11 protein-coding genes are annotated in these 19,375 nt (G+C 37.2%); 5 read left to right on the plus strand and 6 right to left on the minus strand.

The features are described from left to right. Window positions 1-41: 41 nt before the first annotated feature. Window positions 42-1,838 carry a protein-disulfide reductase DsbD gene (locus KO505_RS16445; protein WP_216056554.1) on the minus strand — a complete coding sequence of 599 codons (1,797 nt, stop codon included), beginning with the start codon at window positions 1,836-1,838 and terminating at the stop codon, window positions 42-44. A gap of 2 nt (window positions 1,839-1,840) precedes the next feature. After that, window positions 1,841-2,164, minus strand: a complete 324-nt coding sequence (cutA, locus tag KO505_RS16450; protein WP_216056555.1) for a divalent-cation tolerance protein CutA — start codon at window positions 2,162-2,164, stop codon at window positions 1,841-1,843. Between the two features lie 127 nt (window positions 2,165-2,291). Here cutA and KO505_RS16455 point away from each other — a divergent pair, with 127 nt between their 5' ends. Then, a complete protein-coding gene (locus tag KO505_RS16455; protein WP_216056556.1) occupies window positions 2,292-2,783 on the plus strand; it encodes an FxsA family protein in 492 nt (163 codons plus the stop codon). Between the two features lie 88 nt (window positions 2,784-2,871). Here the strand turns inward: KO505_RS16455 and KO505_RS16460 are convergent, their stop codons facing one another. Further along, window positions 2,872-4,731 (minus strand): hypothetical protein, encoded by a 1,860-nt coding sequence (locus tag KO505_RS16460; RefSeq protein WP_216056557.1) that lies wholly within the window; start codon window positions 4,729-4,731, stop codon window positions 2,872-2,874. Window positions 4,732-4,908: 177 nt separating this feature from the next. Between KO505_RS16460 and KO505_RS16465 the strand changes: the two genes are divergently transcribed. From KO505_RS16465 to KO505_RS16475, 3 genes are all read left to right on the plus strand, one after another. After that, window positions 4,909-5,199 (plus strand): co-chaperone GroES, encoded by a 291-nt coding sequence (locus KO505_RS16465; RefSeq protein ID WP_105051466.1) that lies wholly within the window; start codon window positions 4,909-4,911, stop codon window positions 5,197-5,199. 82 nt (window positions 5,200-5,281) lie between these two features. After that, window positions 5,282-6,928, plus strand: coding sequence for a chaperonin GroEL (groL, locus tag KO505_RS16470; protein WP_216056558.1), 1,647 nt, complete (start codon window positions 5,282-5,284; stop codon window positions 6,926-6,928). Window positions 6,929-7,284: 356 nt separating this feature from the next. Next, window positions 7,285-10,626, plus strand: coding sequence for a two-component regulator propeller domain-containing protein (locus KO505_RS16475; RefSeq protein WP_216056559.1), 3,342 nt, complete (start codon window positions 7,285-7,287; stop codon window positions 10,624-10,626). 244 nt (window positions 10,627-10,870) lie between these two features. Here the strand turns inward: KO505_RS16475 and KO505_RS16480 are convergent, their stop codons facing one another. The 3 genes from KO505_RS16480 to KO505_RS16490 all read right to left on the minus strand — a co-directional run bounded on the left by KO505_RS16480 (window position 10,871) and on the right by KO505_RS16490 (window position 16,519). After that, window positions 10,871-11,068: a hypothetical protein gene (locus KO505_RS16480; protein WP_216056560.1), complete on the minus strand. Its 198-nt coding sequence runs from the start codon at window positions 11,066-11,068 to the stop codon at window positions 10,871-10,873. Window positions 11,069-11,233: 165 nt separating this feature from the next. After that, window positions 11,234-13,972 (minus strand): response regulator, encoded by a 2,739-nt coding sequence (locus KO505_RS16485; RefSeq protein ID WP_216056561.1) that lies wholly within the window; start codon window positions 13,970-13,972, stop codon window positions 11,234-11,236. A gap of 45 nt (window positions 13,973-14,017) precedes the next feature. Further along, window positions 14,018-16,519, minus strand: a complete 2,502-nt coding sequence (locus KO505_RS16490; RefSeq protein WP_216056562.1) for a TonB-dependent receptor — start codon at window positions 16,517-16,519, stop codon at window positions 14,018-14,020. Between the two features lie 241 nt (window positions 16,520-16,760). Between KO505_RS16490 and KO505_RS16495 the strand changes: the two genes are divergently transcribed. Continuing rightward, on the plus strand, window positions 16,761-19,352 hold the full coding sequence (locus KO505_RS16495; RefSeq protein ID WP_216056563.1) for a response regulator: 2,592 nt from the start codon (window positions 16,761-16,763) through the stop codon (window positions 19,350-19,352). Window positions 19,353-19,375: the final 23 nt, after the last annotated feature.

Below are 19,375 nucleotides of genomic sequence, written 5' to 3' on the forward strand. Positions count from 1 at the left end.
AATTTGAAGAATTGAAGTGAATGAGCCGAAGGATAACCGGTCTATTTTTCTGTAATCACTTTTAAGTGCTGGTTAAATAAAGTTGCATTCATAAAACCTGTCACTCGGTTGTTCGTTAACTCACCTTTTAAAGGGTCAAAAAACATAATAGTAGGCAAACCTAGAATATTATAATACTCGAGTATTTCTAAATCTTGATCTGTATTTTCAGTCATATCAACTTGTAGCAATACAAAGTCAGCCATCTTAGCTTTTACGTCAGTATCAGAGAATGTATAAGCTTCAAACTCTTTACATGCCACACACCAATCCGCATAAAAATCTAACATAACTATTTTATTCATTGCGGAGGCTTGAGCAACTTGCTGCTGTATTTCTTGTAAACTAGTTAGTTGAATAAAAGTATCTGTATGTGTTTCCGTAGTTTGTGCATTACCGGCATAAGTGAGGTTACCCATCCAAGGTTTTGCCACTAAAACAAGTCCACTTAGCAACAGTGTGATTGAAAGCGTCCAAAAAATACTTTTAGCCTGATTACTGCCATTGTTTAAATATTGGAATCTTAAGTAAGCAGCTAAAATAACTAACAGTACACCCGCTAACTGAAGCACAACCGACAACTCAACAATACGTTCTAATAATATAAGCGGAATAGACAATAAGATAAATCCAAAGATAACCTTAACCATATCCATCCATGCGCCCGCTTTTGGCAGTAACTTCCCGCCAGATGCACCAATAACCAATAATGGTAATCCCATACCAAGACTTAATACATATAAGGTAATAAAACCAATAAACAAATCACCGGTTTGCGCTACGTATAATAACGCTCCGGTCAATGGCGCAGTGGTACAAGGCGAAGCAATAAGACCACTTAATAAGCCCATGGCAAATACGCCAAACACATTGCCTGACTTTTGTTTGTTGCTTACTTCTGTGAGTTTCGAAGTCCAAGACGCTGGGAGTTGTAAATTAATCCAACCGAACATAGCACACGCTAACAGCACAAAGATAATACTGGTGGCAATCAATACCGATGGGTGCTGGAGATAAGCTTGGAACTGCACTCCCATACTTGCAACAACTAAGCCTAATAAAGAGTAAGTTAACGCCATCCCCTGTACATATATAAAGGCTAGGTATAATCCTTTTTTTATTGTCAGGTTTTGTTGGCCAGCAATAATGCCTGACAAAATAGGAAACATTGGAAAGACACATGGAGTGAAAGCCAAGCCAACACCTAACCCAAAGAAGATCAATAAACTAACCAGAAAACTGCCACTGTTTAAACTCTCCGCTAATTGGTTTTGCTGAGAACTTGAATTAGCCGCAGTGGAGTCACTATTTGTTTGTGCGGCGGCATTGTCCACGGTGTCTAGATCTACCACCTTAGTCACAGGGTTGTAACACAAGCCTGCATTGGCACAACCTTGGTAACGAATCTTAATTTGCGCACCCGGTTCAATGTTATCTAATTCAAGTTCAATGATAGCTTCAAAAAAGTAAACTTCTGTGGCACCAAAGAACTCGTCTTCAATTTGGCTGCCTTCTGGTTGGCTTTGTTTAATGATAGTTGCGTTTTCTGCTGCAAATTTAAACTTATCTTTATATAAGTAGTAGTCCGTTGCGATAACCCAAGACAAAGTTAACTTTGTGCCTTTTTGTTCAAAATTGAATAAGAAAGCTTCATCAACCTCTAAAAAACTTTGTTGTGATGCAAAGATATCTTTTAAAGGATCTTTATCTGGACTTGGAATTGCGATTGATGCTGTAGCGAACATCAATGTCATCAATAATAGAATTGGGTTGAATTTGTTAACCAAAGTTCGAAACATCTTTATTCGCCTTGTTGTAAATTTTGTTGCATCCAAGATAAATACTCTGAACTGCCATTTGATATATCTAATTGAATTATTTCTGGAACATCATAAGGATGGTGAGTGTTAATATAAGACTCTACTTTTGGCCAATTAATTTCATTGGTTTTAATAAATAATTGGCATTCCGCAGCTTGCTCTACTTTCCCTTGCCATTTATAAATCGACACCATATTTGGCAAGATGTTAACACATGCCGCAATTTCCTGTTTAACCAGTTCTTCGGCGATGGAATGTGCACTCGTTAAATCTGGGCAGGTTGTTAATATTAATTTGTACGTCATTTTGCTTAATTTACGTTTAGTTACTTATTAATTAGGTTTAATTATAAGACGCTTTAATTACTTTACTTGATAACCGCTTATATGTCCCATATAAATAGAGCTCATATTTTTAAAAAGTGAAGTTATTATGCCGTTATTTTTAGTTTTTATTATCGTGCCGTTAATCGAATTAATGTTACTCATAGAAGTCGGTGGCATCATAGGCTCAGGTTGGACGTTTTTGATCATTATCGCCACGGCTATAATAGGTACTAAATTAGTTAAGCAACAGGGACTTCAAACTTGGAGTAAAATTCAACAAGAAATGGCAACTGGGCAATTGCCCGCCCAATCCTTGTTTGACGGTATTTGCATATTAATCTCAGGAATATTGTTAATAACCCCTGGATTAATTACTGACGTGATAGGTATGTTATTACTAACGCCTGCATTTAGAACCCTTGCTTATACGCAGCTTGGCAGTAAAATTAAATTTAAAGCGGCTTCGTCTGCTCATTTTCATCAACAAAATCATTCCACCTATGATGGTGAGTTTTCTCATACAGATCAGAGTCAAAACAAAAATTTATCTGACCATCAACCCAATACTCTTGATGGCGAGTTTGAACGTAAAGATTAATTACGCCTTAACGTTTAAAACGCACCACTAAAGAAACACGCTAATCATATTGCTTGATTAAGCGTGTTTCTTTTTATCTGCGTAAGGTTCAAAAAATGACGTTTAACTTAATATACGGACCATGTATCAAGTCTTGTCGCTGGTAATTAATGATCCAACCATCCTCTTCACCTTTCTCTGAATCTTCGGGATCTTGGCTGATATATTCATATTGAAATTTATAACCAGCAAGAATAGAGAGTCCAAGGCCTTTTAAAGACTTAATCCGACGTTGCCATATATAACCCGCATCCAACACCGCCTTTATATCAATGCTGTTTTTACCATGAACATCACCTTCTGCAGTCCCCACAGCATCTAACAAAGCTGCTTTACCCGAATGCAAACGCACGACGCCTAAGCCAAACTCACCGCTGACATACCAACGGTTATAATCTGTTTCATAACGACTCGCATACCAGCCCTCGTCATAACCAATGACCATACCCAACTTAGACAGCTTAAAGTTTTTATCAAATGCCGATCCAGCAAAACGACGATTGTTATCAGCAAAACCAACCATACTTGGCGAAGCATAAGTAGAATAATATCCTCCCCAGTAAATCCCCCTTTCCGCCATGACTAAAGCTTGGTAAACCACTCTTTTACTATTAAATACATATTGAGACTGTTCTTGTTCGCCTAGTTGATACTTTGCCGTGCCACCAGCATTTAATGACCCGTATACTAACCTTAGGGTATTAGCTCCGGAGAAAAGACCGTGATAGTCATACTGTACAACAAACTCTTTAACCACTTCTTGCAACACATCATTTTCGAGTGTGTTATCAACTGTTTTTCTGGCCTTATTCTGCAACAAACTGACGGCCAATTGACTGTCTCCCCATCGTCCCTGCATATAATACGATGTTAAAACGTTGGTATTCATATCGTACTCAGTTACCGCTTTTTTCTGCTCTGACGCCTCTACTTTTTGATTTACATGCCAAAACGCAGGTTGGAACCCAGCACCAATCATAAACTCCATCCAACTCGCATTGGCAAACTCGTGTTGCTCATATTGCATTTGAGTTAACTCAATATTGGTGTATCTAAATTTTTCACGTGTACCACTTGTACTATTTAAGGCACTAAAGGTGACGTCTTTTTTTGTCATTTCCACATTAGGTTCAAAACCGAAATTGTGTAATTCACTGGCATTAACTTTGCCCACATTGGCTATACCACTGGCCGAAAAGTTATAAGCTACTAGCGCTTTATTGTATGCGTTTACCCATTCGTAAAGAGCAGCTGAGAACTGACGATCACCTCTGGAGTTCACGCCTAAAATATTTCCAAAATCACTGTTTTTATGTAAATTAGTTTGAGCCGTTAACCAGCTCGAATCTGATGATTTAAGACTATTCAAATCGTTTACATGTAACTGATATTCTAATAGTTCTTCATCATACTTATTGGCATGTTCACTTATGTAGGCAAAATTTATCACTCCGCCTTGATAGTGATCTATCACCGCGACCTTTACATTGGGGATTAATGAAAATTGGTAATTTTGATTACCAGAAAAACGGCCCAATACATCAATTGAATTCTCTTTAATGCAAACCACTTCCCCTAGTACCGATATGTCTCTATCTAACCCCGAGCACATTTTAGTTGTGCTAAATTTTTTCCGATTCTTTGAACTGTGTAGATAATAATGTGTGACTGTTTTTTTCCCGCGCGAAACCGGTAAAGAGACCAATGCCCATTCAATATCAGAATAAATAGCACCGATTTGTAATCTTGCTTTGTGGTTATAGTAAAACCGTTGTTCACCTACAATTAACGACTGAGAACAATCTTTTTTACAATCCTTATTACGCTTTTGTAATTCCACCTTGGCAGTACTAAAGCTTGATATTGTCATTAACCACAACGTGATGAATAGATAAATCCAGTGCTTCAAAATCATTCCTTTTTATATTTAACCTTCTTGGCATGTGCATTAAATAATATTGTCAGCTGCAATCACAACATTTTTTACTTTTATCACTTGGAATTGAAGTAAACACCCCCACTATAGTTGCAACTTAAAGAATGCCTTAGAGCATAATATAAACCCTAAATCTGGAGATTATGATAAATGACTATTCGTCCTCTACATGACCGTTTAATTGTTAAACGTAATGAACAAGAAACTAAATCAGCTGGCGGAATCGTATTAACAGGTTCAGCAGCAGAAAAATCAACTCGCGGTGAAGTAATTGCAGTAGGCAATGGCCGTATTTTAGAAAACGGAGACGTGCGAGCGTTAGACGTTAAAGTTGGTGATACGGTTATATTTAGTGAAGGTTATGGCGTTAAAACTGAAAAGTTAGACGGTGAAGAAGTTTTGATCATGTCAGAATCTGACATCTTAGCAATTGTAGAATAATTATTCATTGTAGTGAGCCCTAAGTAACCGCTCACCACTCTATTTATTATTAAGTAATTAAAAGAATATATAGGAAATAAAAATGGCAGCTAAAGACGTAAAATTCGGTAACGACGCACGCATCAAAATGTTAGCAGGCGTAAACGTACTTGCAGACGCAGTAAAAGTAACATTAGGTCCTAAAGGCCGTAACGTGGTTTTAGACAAATCTTTTGGTGGCCCAGCGATCACTAAAGACGGTGTATCTGTTGCAAAAGAAATCGAACTTGCAGACAAGTTTGAAAACATGGGCGCTCAAATGGTGAAAGAAGTTGCTTCTAAAGCCAATGATGAAGCGGGCGACGGAACAACTACAGCAACAGTATTAGCACAAGCTATTATTAGTGAAGGCATCAAAGCCGTTGCTGCAGATATGAATCCAATGGATTTAAAACGTGGTATCGACAAAGCGGTTAAAGCAGCAATTGAAGAATTAAAAGAATTATCAGTTCCATGTTCAGACAGCAAAGCAATTGCCCAAGTAGGTACTATCTCAGCTAACTCTGACACTGAAATTGGTGACATCATTGCTAAAGCAATGGAAAAAGTAGGTAAAGAAGGCGTTATCACTGTTGAAGAAGGTCAAGCGTTAGAAACAGAGCTTGATGTTGTTGAAGGTATGCAGTTTGACCGTGGTTACTTATCACCTTACTTCATGACTAATCAAGAAAATGGCTCAGTTGAATTAGACTCTCCGTTTATCTTATTAGTAGACAAAAAAATCTCTAACATTCGTGAATTACTTCCGACATTAGAAGGCGTAGCTAAAGCGGGTAAGCCATTAGTTATTGTTGCCGAAGATGTTGAAGGCGAAGCATTAGCGACTCTAGTTGTAAATAACATGCGCGGTATCGTTAAAGTTGCAGCGGTTAAAGCACCTGGTTTTGGTGACCGTCGTAAAGCCATGTTACAAGACATCGCTGTATTAACTGGTGGTACTGTTATTTCTGAAGAAATCGGTATGGAACTAGAAAAAGCACAACTTGAAGACCTAGGTACTGCTAAACGTGTTGTTATCACTAAAGACGATACAACTATTATCGATGGTGCTGGTGAACAAGATGGTATTGATGGCCGCGTTGCTCAAATTAAAGCTCAAATTGAAGAATCAACATCTGATTACGACAAAGAAAAACTACAAGAGCGTTTAGCTAAGCTTTCTGGTGGTGTTGCCGTAATTAAAGTTGGTGCATCAACTGAAATGGAAATGAAAGAGAAGAAAGACCGTGTTGACGACGCGCTTCACGCGACTCGCGCAGCGGTAGAAGAAGGTATTGTTGCCGGTGGTGGTACTGCACTTGTACGTGTTGCAGCTAAATTAGCTGGTTTAACAGGTGACAACGAAGACCAAACTCACGGTATAAAAATTGCCCTACGTGCAATGGAAGCGCCTTTACGCCAAATCGCATTCAACTCTGGCGATGAAGCTTCAGTTGTTGTTAATAAAGTTAAAGAAGGTGAAGGTAACTACGGTTACAACGCAGCAAACAACACATTTGCTGACTTAGTAGACTTAGGTATTCTTGACCCAACTAAAGTAACTCGTAGTGCGTTACAGTTCGCAGCATCCGTTGCTGGTCTTATGATCACAACAGAAGCGATGATCACTGACACACCACAAGAATCTGCTCCTGCTATGCCTGACATGGGTGGCATGGGCGGAATGGGTGGAATGGGCGGCATGATGTAAACAACATCACACCGTTTCATAGAAACTCATTAAGTTTCACATGATGCAAGAAAGCCCGTAAACTGTGTTTACGGGCTTTTTTAATACTTATTTTATATTTTAGCTAGAAATATGCAGTCATTTAGGTAATCAATGTGTAGCTGTTCATAGTTATCGGCAGGATGCTAGTTACATCGTAAGCTATACTTGGGAGTATTGAGTTAAGTACAAATAACCACCTTATTCACGATTTGTTGTAATAGTGCAACATTGGACTGGTATTTTGTGTTACTAATGGCAATGCTAATTTAGCTATAACTGTAATTAGAATTATTAATACTAAATTTCTCAATTGAAATATTATGGAATTCAAACTTTTGACAAAAAACCTTAGACTTCTCTTATTAGCTTGTTTAGCCATTGTGCTCTCATTATCATCAGCTATCGCATCGGGACCATCTACTCGTTTTGAACAATTGTCTATTGAACATGGACTCCCCCAAAGCAGTGCTAAAGCCATCATACAAGACAAGCAAGGTTTTTTATGGGTTGGAACAGAAGAAGGATTAGCGCGCTACGACGGTTACGAATTTAAAGTTTTCAAAAACAATTCTGACAGTTCAGAATCCATATCAAATAATTATGTGACAGCTCTATTTGAAGACAAACGAGGTTATATTTGGATAGGAACAAGAAATGGTGGCTTAAATCGCTTTAACCCTATTACTGAAAAGTTTGTTCACTACCAGCATCAACCTAATAATTCCAATAGCTTAAGTGGAAATAGCATCCATGCTATTGCTCAAGATCTGCAAGAGAATATTTGGATAGGAACGAATGGCGCGGGTTTAAATCGCTTTAACTCTAAAACTGAAAAATTCACACAGTTCCGGCACAAAACAAAGAACCTGAATAGTTTAAGTAGTGATTCCATTAGTGAAATTACAGTAGATAAAAATGGTCACCTTTGGATTGGTACATGGGGTGGTGGCCTTAATTATTTTAATACAGATACACAACAATTTACTCACTATAATCATCAAAATAGCGACCCTCACAGTTTAAGTAATAATACCGTCACCGCCATAGTTGAAGACAAACATGGTAACTTTTGGTTAGGCACAAAAGGAGGTGGATTGAATTATTATGATAAAAATTCTCAGAAATTTACTCATTACCGTCATGACAAAACAAATCAAAATAGCTTAAGCAATGATGAAGTTGAAACGATTCTTAAAGATGAGCATGGTAATCTTTGGTTAGGAACTCTAGGAGGTGGCCTTAATTACTTTAACCCTAAAACTAACCATTTTACTCATTATCGTAATCAATCAACTAACCTCAATAGTCTTAGCAATGACATTATCCGGGACATCATTTATGATCAGCAGGGTAATCTTTGGATTGGTACTGACGGCGGAGGGTTAAATCGTTTAAATTCACTCACCAAACATTTTACTCATTACCGCCATCAAGACTCTAATCCTAACAGTCTAAGTAATAATATAATAAGAGCTATAACTGAAGATCATAAAGGTAATCTTTGGGTTGGTACTTGGGGGGGAGGACTAAATCGATTTAACTCCGAGACAAGACAGTTTACCCATTTCCGTTCTGATCCTCAAAACCCAAACGCTCTGAACGATGATAAAATCTATGTCATCACTGAAGATCAACATAACAACCTTTGGATTGGTACTGACAGTCGAGGCGTAAATGTATTTGATCCAACCACCAAAACCTTCCGTCATTATCGACATGACCCCAATGACACTAACAGCTTAAGTGATAATGCAGTAAGCGCAATAACGGAAGACAAACAGGGTAATATCTGGCTCGGTACTTGGAAAGGGCTTAATAAATTTAACCCATCAACACAAACCTTTACTCATTACAAAAAGGAACAATCTAACCCAAACAGTTTAAGTAATAATAGTGTTCGGGTTATTACCTTAGATAGTAAAGGCAATCTTTGGTTGGGGACTTGGGGCGGGCTTAATCACTTCAATCCCAAAACGGAACAATTTACCCATTATAAACATTTAGAATCAGACCCTAATAGTCTAAGTAACAATACTATCTATTCAATAAAAGAAGACCAACAGGGAAACCTTTGGGTAGGTACAGCAAGTGGTTTAAATTTATTAGATACCAAAACTGGAAAATTTACTCACTTCTTTGAAGAAGACGGACTAGCAAATAATGTTGTCTATCGTATAGAAGAAGGCCATAACGAGGATATTTGGTTAAGTACTAACTTGGGGCTGTCCAACTTTAACCTTAAAACAAATACGTTCAAAAATTACAATATGGGTGACGGGTTACAAAGTAACGAGTTTAATGCTGATGCCTCTTTTAAAAATGAACAGGGAGAATTGTTTTTTGGCGGCATTAATGGCTTTAATCGTTTTTTTCCTGACAAAATAGAAGCTAATACACAATACCCTAAAGTAACTTTTACCGACATGCTGCTATCTAACCAATCGGTTCCGGTCAGTAGCTCAGAAATGGTTGACTCTAATCATATTCAAATCATTAAGAATGCGTTGAACAATAAATATTCTCTAACACAAGCCATTCACTCTACATCTGACATAATCTTAACTCACCAACAAAATTTAGTTACTTTCGAATTTAGTACGTTGCATTTTTCTAATCCAACCAAAAACCAATACACTTATAAAATGGACGGCTTTGATAAACAGTGGATAAAAACAGATTATAAAAATCGACGAGCAACCTATACCAACTTACCAACAGGCAGTTATATATTAAGGGTGAGAGCCAGTAACCCATATGGCATTTGGAACGAAGAAGGCGCATCATTAAACATTACTGTTTTACCTCCCCCTTGGTTTTCATGGTGGGCGTATACCTTGTACTTTATCACTGCCATTGTTATTGCCTTGTATTTTGTACGTGCCCAACGTAATAAAATTACTTTTATTCAAAAAATCAATGAAGAATTAGAAATGAAAGTGGTGGAACGAACACTAGGTTTGCAAAAAGCAAATGAAGAGTTAGCTAAAATTAGCGTTACAGACGAATTAACAGGATTAAAAAATCGGCGATTTGTTACCAATCATCTAAAAAGTGATATTGACCTTATTTTGCGTAAAAACCGCACATTAAATGCGGAAGGCGTTACCGTTGACCTTAACAATAACGAATCAGATTTAATCTTTTTTTTAATCGATTTAGATAACTTCAAGCTCGTTAATGATATCTACGGTCACTCTGCAGGTGATTCGGTATTAATGCAAATCAAGTCTATTTTAACTAAGGTATTTAGAGAAACTGATTACCTTGTCCGCTGGGGTGGAGAAGAGTTTCTAGTCGTTGCTCGCTTTTCTGATCGACGAAATGCAGCGGCCCTAGCAGAAAAGCTAAGGAAATCCGTTGAAATGCACGATTTTGTAATTGACGAAAACACTATACTCAACAAGACATGTTCAATTGGCTTTGCCAGTTTCCCGTTTGTTATAAATAACCCAACAGGATTAAGTTGGGAGCGTGTATTAGATATTGCAGATCATTGTTTGTACGCAGCTAAACATTCAGCTAAAAATACATGGGTCGGACTGGAGAATATAAGCTGTGTAGATGAAGATTTGTTTACCTCAATAACCAGAAACACTAACGACTTAATAGATAGAAAGTTATTAGAGGTAAAAAGCTCTTTACCTGAACAAAGCGAAATTAAATGGAATGAATACTAGGGGCTGTTTAGCTTTCATATTCTGCAATTCTGGCGGTTATTTATTGCATCCAGCTAGGCAGAAGATTTAACAATAGTCGTTCTATTTAATAAGCTGATAACGACGTTGGGGTGATAAATATCCCCCTTTGGGTTGAGGTTAGATATCCCTTGAGATACAAACTTCAGTTGATTGAATTCGAAAACCAAAGAAAAGATGTTACCTAAAACCTGGCAGTTACACAGATTTAGTTACAGGGTCGTTCCTAATCGAGCAATGCGGCCATTTCGATAGTGTCATAAGGTATAAAAATACGTTTACACTCTAGAATACTTACTTCGTTATCGTCTTCTTCAGCGCTATCATCATCGTTTACATTTGATGGCTCAGGTCTAAATATTATGAACTTATCCGTATAAATTTCAGTAACTCCAACCATAGTTAAACCACTTTTAGTTCGCAAAATACACTCTTCTTCACGAAATTCATCTTCCATCATTTTTTTAGTAAACATCTCGAACCTTAAATGGTAAAAATTGAAATACTTAACTATCGAAGATAGCTAAGCGTCATTTTAATGCAAGGAAAACTTTGTCCTTGTGTTAACTAACTATTCGCTTTGAGTAATTCATTTTTTTGTGCAATTTAAAATTGCCGCCACCGCATTTTCTAAATTAACCGGTTTTGGCAAATGTGCGTTCATCCCTGCTGCCAAATATGCATTTACGTCGACTTCTAATACATTTGCAGTTAACGCTATGATAGGCACGTTTTGGTGTTTAAAAGTTAATTCACGAATTTTTTTCGTGGCTTCAACACCGTCCAACTCCGGCATTTGAATATCCATTAAAACAATATCTACTTTATCTAACTGCTTTAGTTTATCTATACATTCTTGGCCATTATTGGCGACCGTTAATAATTCCACCCCTTCTCGCTGTAAGATCTGCTGCATGACAAATTGATTAATAAGATTGTCTTCCGCTAACAGAATATGCAAGCCTTGCAACCGATTAGAGGGCAATTCAGCGTTTAACGCTTTTGGTATAGTCTGTTCAATTGATTGTTGTAATGCTTGAAATAACTGAGAGCTTGAGCAGGGCTTTTCTAAAATGTCTTGAACCTGCATACCGTCTAACTGTGTATTAACGGAATGTTTATTCAACGCTGAAATAATAATCACTTTTGGTTCAGTCTCTAATTTTAATGAACGCATCGTAGTTAAAAAACCAAAACCTGACATGGAAGGCATGATCCAATCTAACAAAATAACATCAGGTAACGCCCCAGCTGTTAAATTATCAATTCCTTCTTTACCTGAACTACAGATTGTATGAGATACGTTCATTTTATCTAACACTTCACGATAATTTTGTTGTGCGGTTAGGTTATCTTCAATTACTAACGCCCTAATAGGTACATCAAATTTAAATGTGATGTCGTAATCTTGTAGTAAATTAGTTGGGCTATGATTGAAACGCATCTTAGCCTTAAATACACTGCCTTTACCCACAGTGCTTGTCACGTCAATGTTCCCATTCATTTGTTTGCATAACAATTTACTAATAGATAATCCCAGACCAGTGCCACCATATTTTCTTGTGGTACTACTGTCTACTTGGGTAAAAGAGGAAAATAACGTGGAGAATTTGTCTGCGGGTATTCCAATACCTGAATCTTCAACTGAAAAAAGAACGTCTATCGACTGTGGTGTTTGGTTACTAACTACTTCTGAACTGATATGAACTTTAACAAACCCACTTTCTGTGAACTTAACAGCGTTAGAACATAGATTTAATAGTACTTGGTTTACACGCACTACATCACCATTTAATTCATGAACAATATTTTTATCCATCTCAATACTAAAAGTAATACCTTTGCTTTCACATAATGCAGCAAACGAGGTTTGAAGTATTTCCACCACGTTATACAAGCTAAATGGTGCTTGTTCGAGTTGGATATTACCCGACTCAATTTTAGATAAGTCTAATATATCGTTTATGATCACCAACAAGTGTTTTGTTGATATCTCTATTTTGGCTAAATAATCCTGTTGTTGTTCATCTAAATTAGTCTTCATCAGTAGTTGCGACAAACCAATAAGACCATTCATTGGGGTTCGAATCTCATGACTCATATTAGCGAGAAATTCAGACTTTATTAACAAAGACTTTTCCGCGGCTTCTTTCGAAATACTTAACTCTTTAGTACGAGTTGCAACCCTATCCTCCAAAGATGCGCGTTCTCTATTTAAAGCACCAATTGCTAACAATCGCTTGCGGTTGATTTTAAGCAACAATAACACTAACAAAACTAGCGCAGTTAACACGAAAATGATCATTATAATTTGTGTTTTGTATTGCTCAAAAAAAGTAGGTTCGTAAAAAGCAAGTTCGGCACTTTCTGGTATTTGCTCAATCGATATCCCCCAACGTTTCAATTGTCGCCAATCGTAATAAATGGAATTTATACCTTCTAACTTATTATGGTTGAAGTTTTTCCCCGCTTGAATGTCGATCATTATATTTGCCAACTCTTTACCAATTAAGTCAGCTGACAACATGTAGCCACCAAGAACTCCTGAGCCTAATAAGGATTTCCAAAAAGAAAAAATGGGTACTGATGTTCCTTTGCTAATTATATTTAACACTTGGTATGGCGTTAAATTATGACCATTACGTTGTTTAAACACTGGTGTGAAAATAACCACAGAATCGGAGGGTAAATTTGATAAATCATTCTCAAGCTCTGCTAATGACCTATTAAATAAAGGTTTTACTGGTATGTTAGGGGCAATTTCATTAAACAACTTAGTCAAATTTAAATAGTGATCGAAGGATAAATGCCCTTGGTTGTCAGTCACTATTATGACCTGTTTTGGATGATGATAATCTACTATTAATTTAACTCCTTTTTCGTAATCATTCCCTGTTGTAATAGCAATTTGATCCGCTGGCAACGCTTTTGAAAACGTACTTGATGGCCTCACATAAATCCGCTTCTTACTCTTTAAGTTATCTCCAAGATCTCTCAAAAAATAGGCCGCTGCAGGCCCTTCACTTATAATTAAGTCTAGTTTTACATCGCTGTACTTTTGCTTAAGATAATGCGCAAAATTGTGAACATTTTTATCGTTATTAAACCGTCCTTTATCTAAGGTTTCTGCATACAAGTTAATATTACTCTGACTAAACGTTAACTGATGTTGCATGCTTTTTATCAGATTGGTTTGCCAAGGAAGAAATAAGTCTATTGAACTAATGTACAATACTTGAAAAGTTTCTGATTTATCTGCAGGTGCCGACAACAGCTGACCGCTGGGAATATTCAGCAATAGAATAAGTAACACATGCCATATTTTCATATTGGCTGATAACTTTGTAATGTATACATAACCTGCACTATTGGATTAAAAGTGGTAATCAAAACTAGCTCCTATCATCTGCTGACCGCTAGTTTCTGAAGGTAAACACGTAACTGTAGATGCTAAGTCTATACCTGTGGAACTTGAGTCAGCACTGGTATTAGGAGCAAAAAAGTCTATCCCTCCCATATCAATACAATGCGATTCTTTTGTAATATTATTTAGTTGTAAGCCTAACTTATATTGCTGCTCTGTACCAAAATAATAACCGACGGATGCATTAAGCCAAAACTGCTCGCTTTTCTCTGAATAAAAATCTCTATCAAATGTTAAGCTATCGAGTTGCTTACTGACGTATCGACTATCTAAATGCAAAAGTACATAGCTGCTGTCAAATTCAATCGCTTTATTTACTGACAGATTAAATGTGGTTTCTGGTGTATTAGTCAGTTGGTGAGTTTCATCGGCTGCTGTTAATCCACCAACATCAACCACTTCGCTTTGTAATAATCCCAATGAGGTTTGCACATCCAAACTAGGTGCAGGTAACCACTTGGTTTCGAGCTCTAATCCGACGATTTCAGATAATGGAATATTTACATATTGTGGTTGCCCTTCGAATACACCAAAGGTTTGTAAGTCATGCCATTGATAAAAAAAGCTCGCGGCACTTAGTTGAAAATTTGATGTGATATTCGTTTTAATTCCCAACTCATAAGCGTCCAAAAATTCAGGTTTAAATGCTTGTTCCGCGCCATCGCCAAATAACGAGGATAATGCTCTTGTATCAAATCCCCCTGATTTAAACCCTCGGCTGTAACTTGTATAAATAAGGGTGTTAGGTTTGAGTTGATAATCCAAAATGACATTACCAGAAATTTCGCTTAGTGACTGTTCTAACTCGTACAATGACTGAGTCGAGGGTACAACAAAACACCCTCCAGCTTCTCTTTCCCGGCAAGATTCAATAAATTCACCTGAGATAAATTGATCTAATGGCACATTATCAAAAATGAGATCCGTAGCGGTATTAAAGGGGATATTAGATCCGTTAGTATTGTTACTCGGTGGGGTATTATAATTTGCCGCTACGCCAAATGTAGACTCCGCCGTTTTATCATTTTTGGAATACCTAAGCCCTACCGTAGCGTTTAATTTATTGGATAATGCCCAGGAAGTTTGCCCATAAATTGAAATATCTTTATCGGTTTGATCCAAGTAATTAAATGGCATTATCTCACGAGGTATATTGCCACTTGGTCCAATGTAATTAAAACGCCGAACAATCGTATATAGCTCCATATTTTCTTGGTACAGATATAAGCCGACTAACCAGTTAATTTCAGCATCGTCATTAGACAACAATCTAAACTCTTGCGATATTTGTTGATAACGACCATCTTGATAGGCGATAAATTGCAGCGAGTTTGTGCCAGATAACTCTTCTGCATTATTAACCTTAATATTGTTCGCACTAGTTATGGACAAAAACTGCATCCCACTGTCAAAGTCATGTTGTGCTTTAATAAAACTACCCTCAACTTCTACCAGTGCAGTACCACTTGATACATTATACGCTTGATGTTTATTGCCCGTTGCAGGGTTAAAACCATTACGGTCAACAGTGTTTAATCTTGATGAACTGTCAAAATTAACATTGGTTAATAAAGGGCTAATTAGTGCCCTATCGTCTATTTCAGATGCGTCTATATAGTCCTGTTTGCCGTTAATAAATAAGTAGGGGTCATCGACTGAACGAGTACCCATGGCTTTATAACCCATTTTAGAACCATCGGTTTTCGCTGATTGCCAGTTGACTAATAACTCAGAGTTGCTTTGCAGTTCCCATTTAAATTGCAACCGAGATGAATCTCGTTTTTTATCACCCAAATTTGTTTTACCCAGAGGTTGGGCATTGTTGTCAGTTGCAAGGTTTTTAAACAAGCCATCTTGTCTTTGTGATTGATGAGCAAATCGTAGCGCCATATCTTTTCCAATCGGCGCATTCAAAACCGTTAATAATTCCTGTGAGTTTGCATTACCAAGTCCAATTTTCACACGCCCAGACCATTCATCCAACAGCGGCTTATTGGAAGTATAGTTAATTGCACCGCCTGTCGTATTGCGACCAAATAAACTATTTTGCGGTCCCCTTAAGACTTCAACGGCATGTACATCAAATAAGCCAATGGCTCCTGAAAATGGTGAACTCATTGATACTTCATCTATGTAAACGCCAACCGCTTGGTTAACATTTGCATGAAAGTTATTCGTACCGACACCCCGGATTGTAATACCCGAATTTAAATCGCTAGACGCATTAGAGGAGACATTTGACAATATATTCAGGATAGATTTGACGTCATCCGCACCAAAATTTTCCAAAGCCTCACCATCAAATGCTTGCATTGAAATAGGAACATCTTGAATTGGTCGGCTACGCTTTTGCGCCGTTACTTCGATCACTTCTATATCATTTTCATTGGCATTAACTTCACTGAATAATGAAACAATACACAAAGTGAGTAGGTATATTTTACTTCGCATTGATCACAACTTTTATTAAGATTTCATTAGCATAGCGGTAAAATGCTTATTTTGCTCTACCTACATGGTAAGTAACGACCACAGATATTGAAGTGTATCAAGTTGAACTGTGTTGTTAAGACCTCACACAACAAAATAAAGCAACACATCATCCCTAACAAGAGGCGAATTGCAGTAGTGCCACGTTTCCTTTTAGTGTTATAGTCTTCGCCGTTGAAATAAACCGATAACGAGTCATGATTTGAGATTTAAAGATAGCATTTTTGGTGTAGTTGCTTTGCTATTAGCATTTGTATTATTAGTTTTAGTCTTGTTTTTTAATTATGTAAAAGACCAAAAACTGATTAAACTTGAGTTCCAAAACCAGCGAGAATCCGCCTTAGCCTTATCCGAGGACTCTTTCAGAGAACTGCAAAATATTGTTGAACAAGATTTAACGTTACTCGTCGCAACTTATGAACAAAACCTTGATACTCCCACCTTCCTCACGTCTTTATTTCAAAATTTATTAAGCGCAAGAGAAAATTTATATTTGCAAGCTAGAGTGATTGATTTATCCGGCATGGAAATAATTAGAGTGGATAATGGTCATTTAAACACGAAAGTCGCTAGCCCATCCGAGTTACAAAACAAATCGTCTCGTGATTATTTTAACGACACGTTAACCATGACCGACAATCAGGTGTATTGGTCTTTAATTGACTTAAATATGGAACGTGGCGTTATTCAACAACCATATATAGCAACAACCAGAGCAGCAAAAGTATTTAGGAATACACAAGGAGAAATCAAAGGTATTGTTATTTTAAATCTCGACCTCAATAATTTATACAAAAAAATAAATACCTTTGTCGAATCGAGAGAGTTAGAGTTTTTCCACACAGACAAACAAGGGCATTTTTCATTTCATCCAATTGAAGCGCTTAGATGGGGTGGGATATTCCCGGAACGCAAACATTTAACGATTACAGAAACCATCACTAAAGATATAGCGCCTATCCTAAAGGGAATTCAAACCGTTGAATGCAACGAAGGTTCCATACTGTCTGTCCAATACAGTCCTAACAATGGACTCCATTCTGGTTATATTGCAATTTCAACACCGGCTGAACGTGTCGTCTCGGCGATGTTAAGCTTGAAACTTACATACGTACTGTACTTTTTATCACTAATTGTTATTTTTTCAATTCTAGCCTTTATCACCCTACGTTATCGTAATATTAAATCTGCACATCAGGCACAAATTGTAAATTCATTAGCTGAAGCCAAAGGCAGTGCGGAGTTTAAAAGTCGTTTTCTGGCCAATATGAGCCATGAGATCAGAACCCCCTTAAATGCGATCGTTGGTATGTTATTTTTAATAAAAAATGATGACCCAACACCATCGCAACTTAAGTTAATACATACACTTGAGTCTAGTTGTAGCCACTTATTGTCGATTGTAAATGACATTTTAGATTTTTCTAAAATCGACTCCAATATGCTCAAACTCGAAAAAGAAGATTTTCATCTCCATGAAGTTTTAGACAATATAGCTGGAATAAGTCGACAATTATCCAGAGATAAAGATATCGAAGTATTAACTTCGTTTTCCAATGACATAATCTGTGAATTATCTGGCGATGCATTTAGATTAACGCAAATTTTAATCAATCTAATGAGCAACGCCATTAAGTTTACTCATAAAGGCCACGTTACTTTAGACGTAAGTACCGAGGTCAAAGACAATATTATTTTAGCCCGATTTATTATTTCCGATTCCGGTTGTGGGATGACAGAAGAAACCATTGAGTTAATACGTAATCCATTCCAACAGGCGGATACATCGACAACAAGACGTTTTGGTGGCACGGGTCTAGGTATTTCAATTGTTGATCAATTAACTAAGTTAATGGGTGGTAACATCTCAATAACGAGCGTAGTTAATGAAGGGTCAACTTTTGCTATCGAAATCCCCTTTGAACGCAGTCAAACTCATCTCAGTTATCGTCCCTATGATCAAGTTGATTTCAGCCAACTCAATGCCATTATTGTTGACGATGATCCCGTCGCTAGAGATTACCTTGCCAACATAGTAAAAGGTTTTGGCTGTAATGTAACCACCTTCGAAACCGGTGAAGATAGCTTAGTCTTTTATAAACAATCTTTAGCGTCCAACTTTGCAATCCATCTGATATTTATGGATTGGCGATTGCCAGGAGAAGATGGTTTAACCATTGCGAAAGAAATGTCAGCGCTTTGCTCTGAAAAAAAACCTGTCATTATTATGGAAACGGCATACGGGCGTGAAATTATGCGCGAAGAAGGTTTTTCAGGCAGCATTAATAAACTGTTAATTAAACCTATCACGCCGTCAGATGTATTTGATGCTGTTAATGAGCAACTTTCAATAGCCAACAATCAACACCTTCCTAAAACTCAGAGCACTATAAAACTAGATGAGTTAATTTTAGATGGGATTCATGTATTGATTGTGGATGATAATCGTATTAATCAAACCGTTTGTGGCAAAATTCTGTCAAAACTGGGCGCCACCTTCGAAGTAGCCGATAACGGAGCCATTGCTATTCAAGTATTAGAATCCCAACATAACGCATTTAACGTGGTGTTAATGGATATGCAAATGCCCGTACTTGACGGGGTAGAAGCAACTAAGATATTACGCACCAAAGCAATGTTTAAAGACCTACCGATTATTGCGTTAACGGCAAATGTAAGTAAAGAAGACATCGACATTTGTAACGCGGCGGGGATGAACGATTACGCTTCTAAACCTATTGAAGCAGATAAGTTAGCTAAGCTAATTTTGCAACATACTATTCAACAACCGTGACGAGCGCATTTTACAATATGTAT

Origin of the sequence: Psychrosphaera sp. F3M07 (genome assembly GCF_018860345.1) — a bacterium.
Taxonomy (GTDB): domain Bacteria; phylum Pseudomonadota; class Gammaproteobacteria; order Enterobacterales; family Alteromonadaceae; genus Psychrosphaera; species Psychrosphaera aquimarina.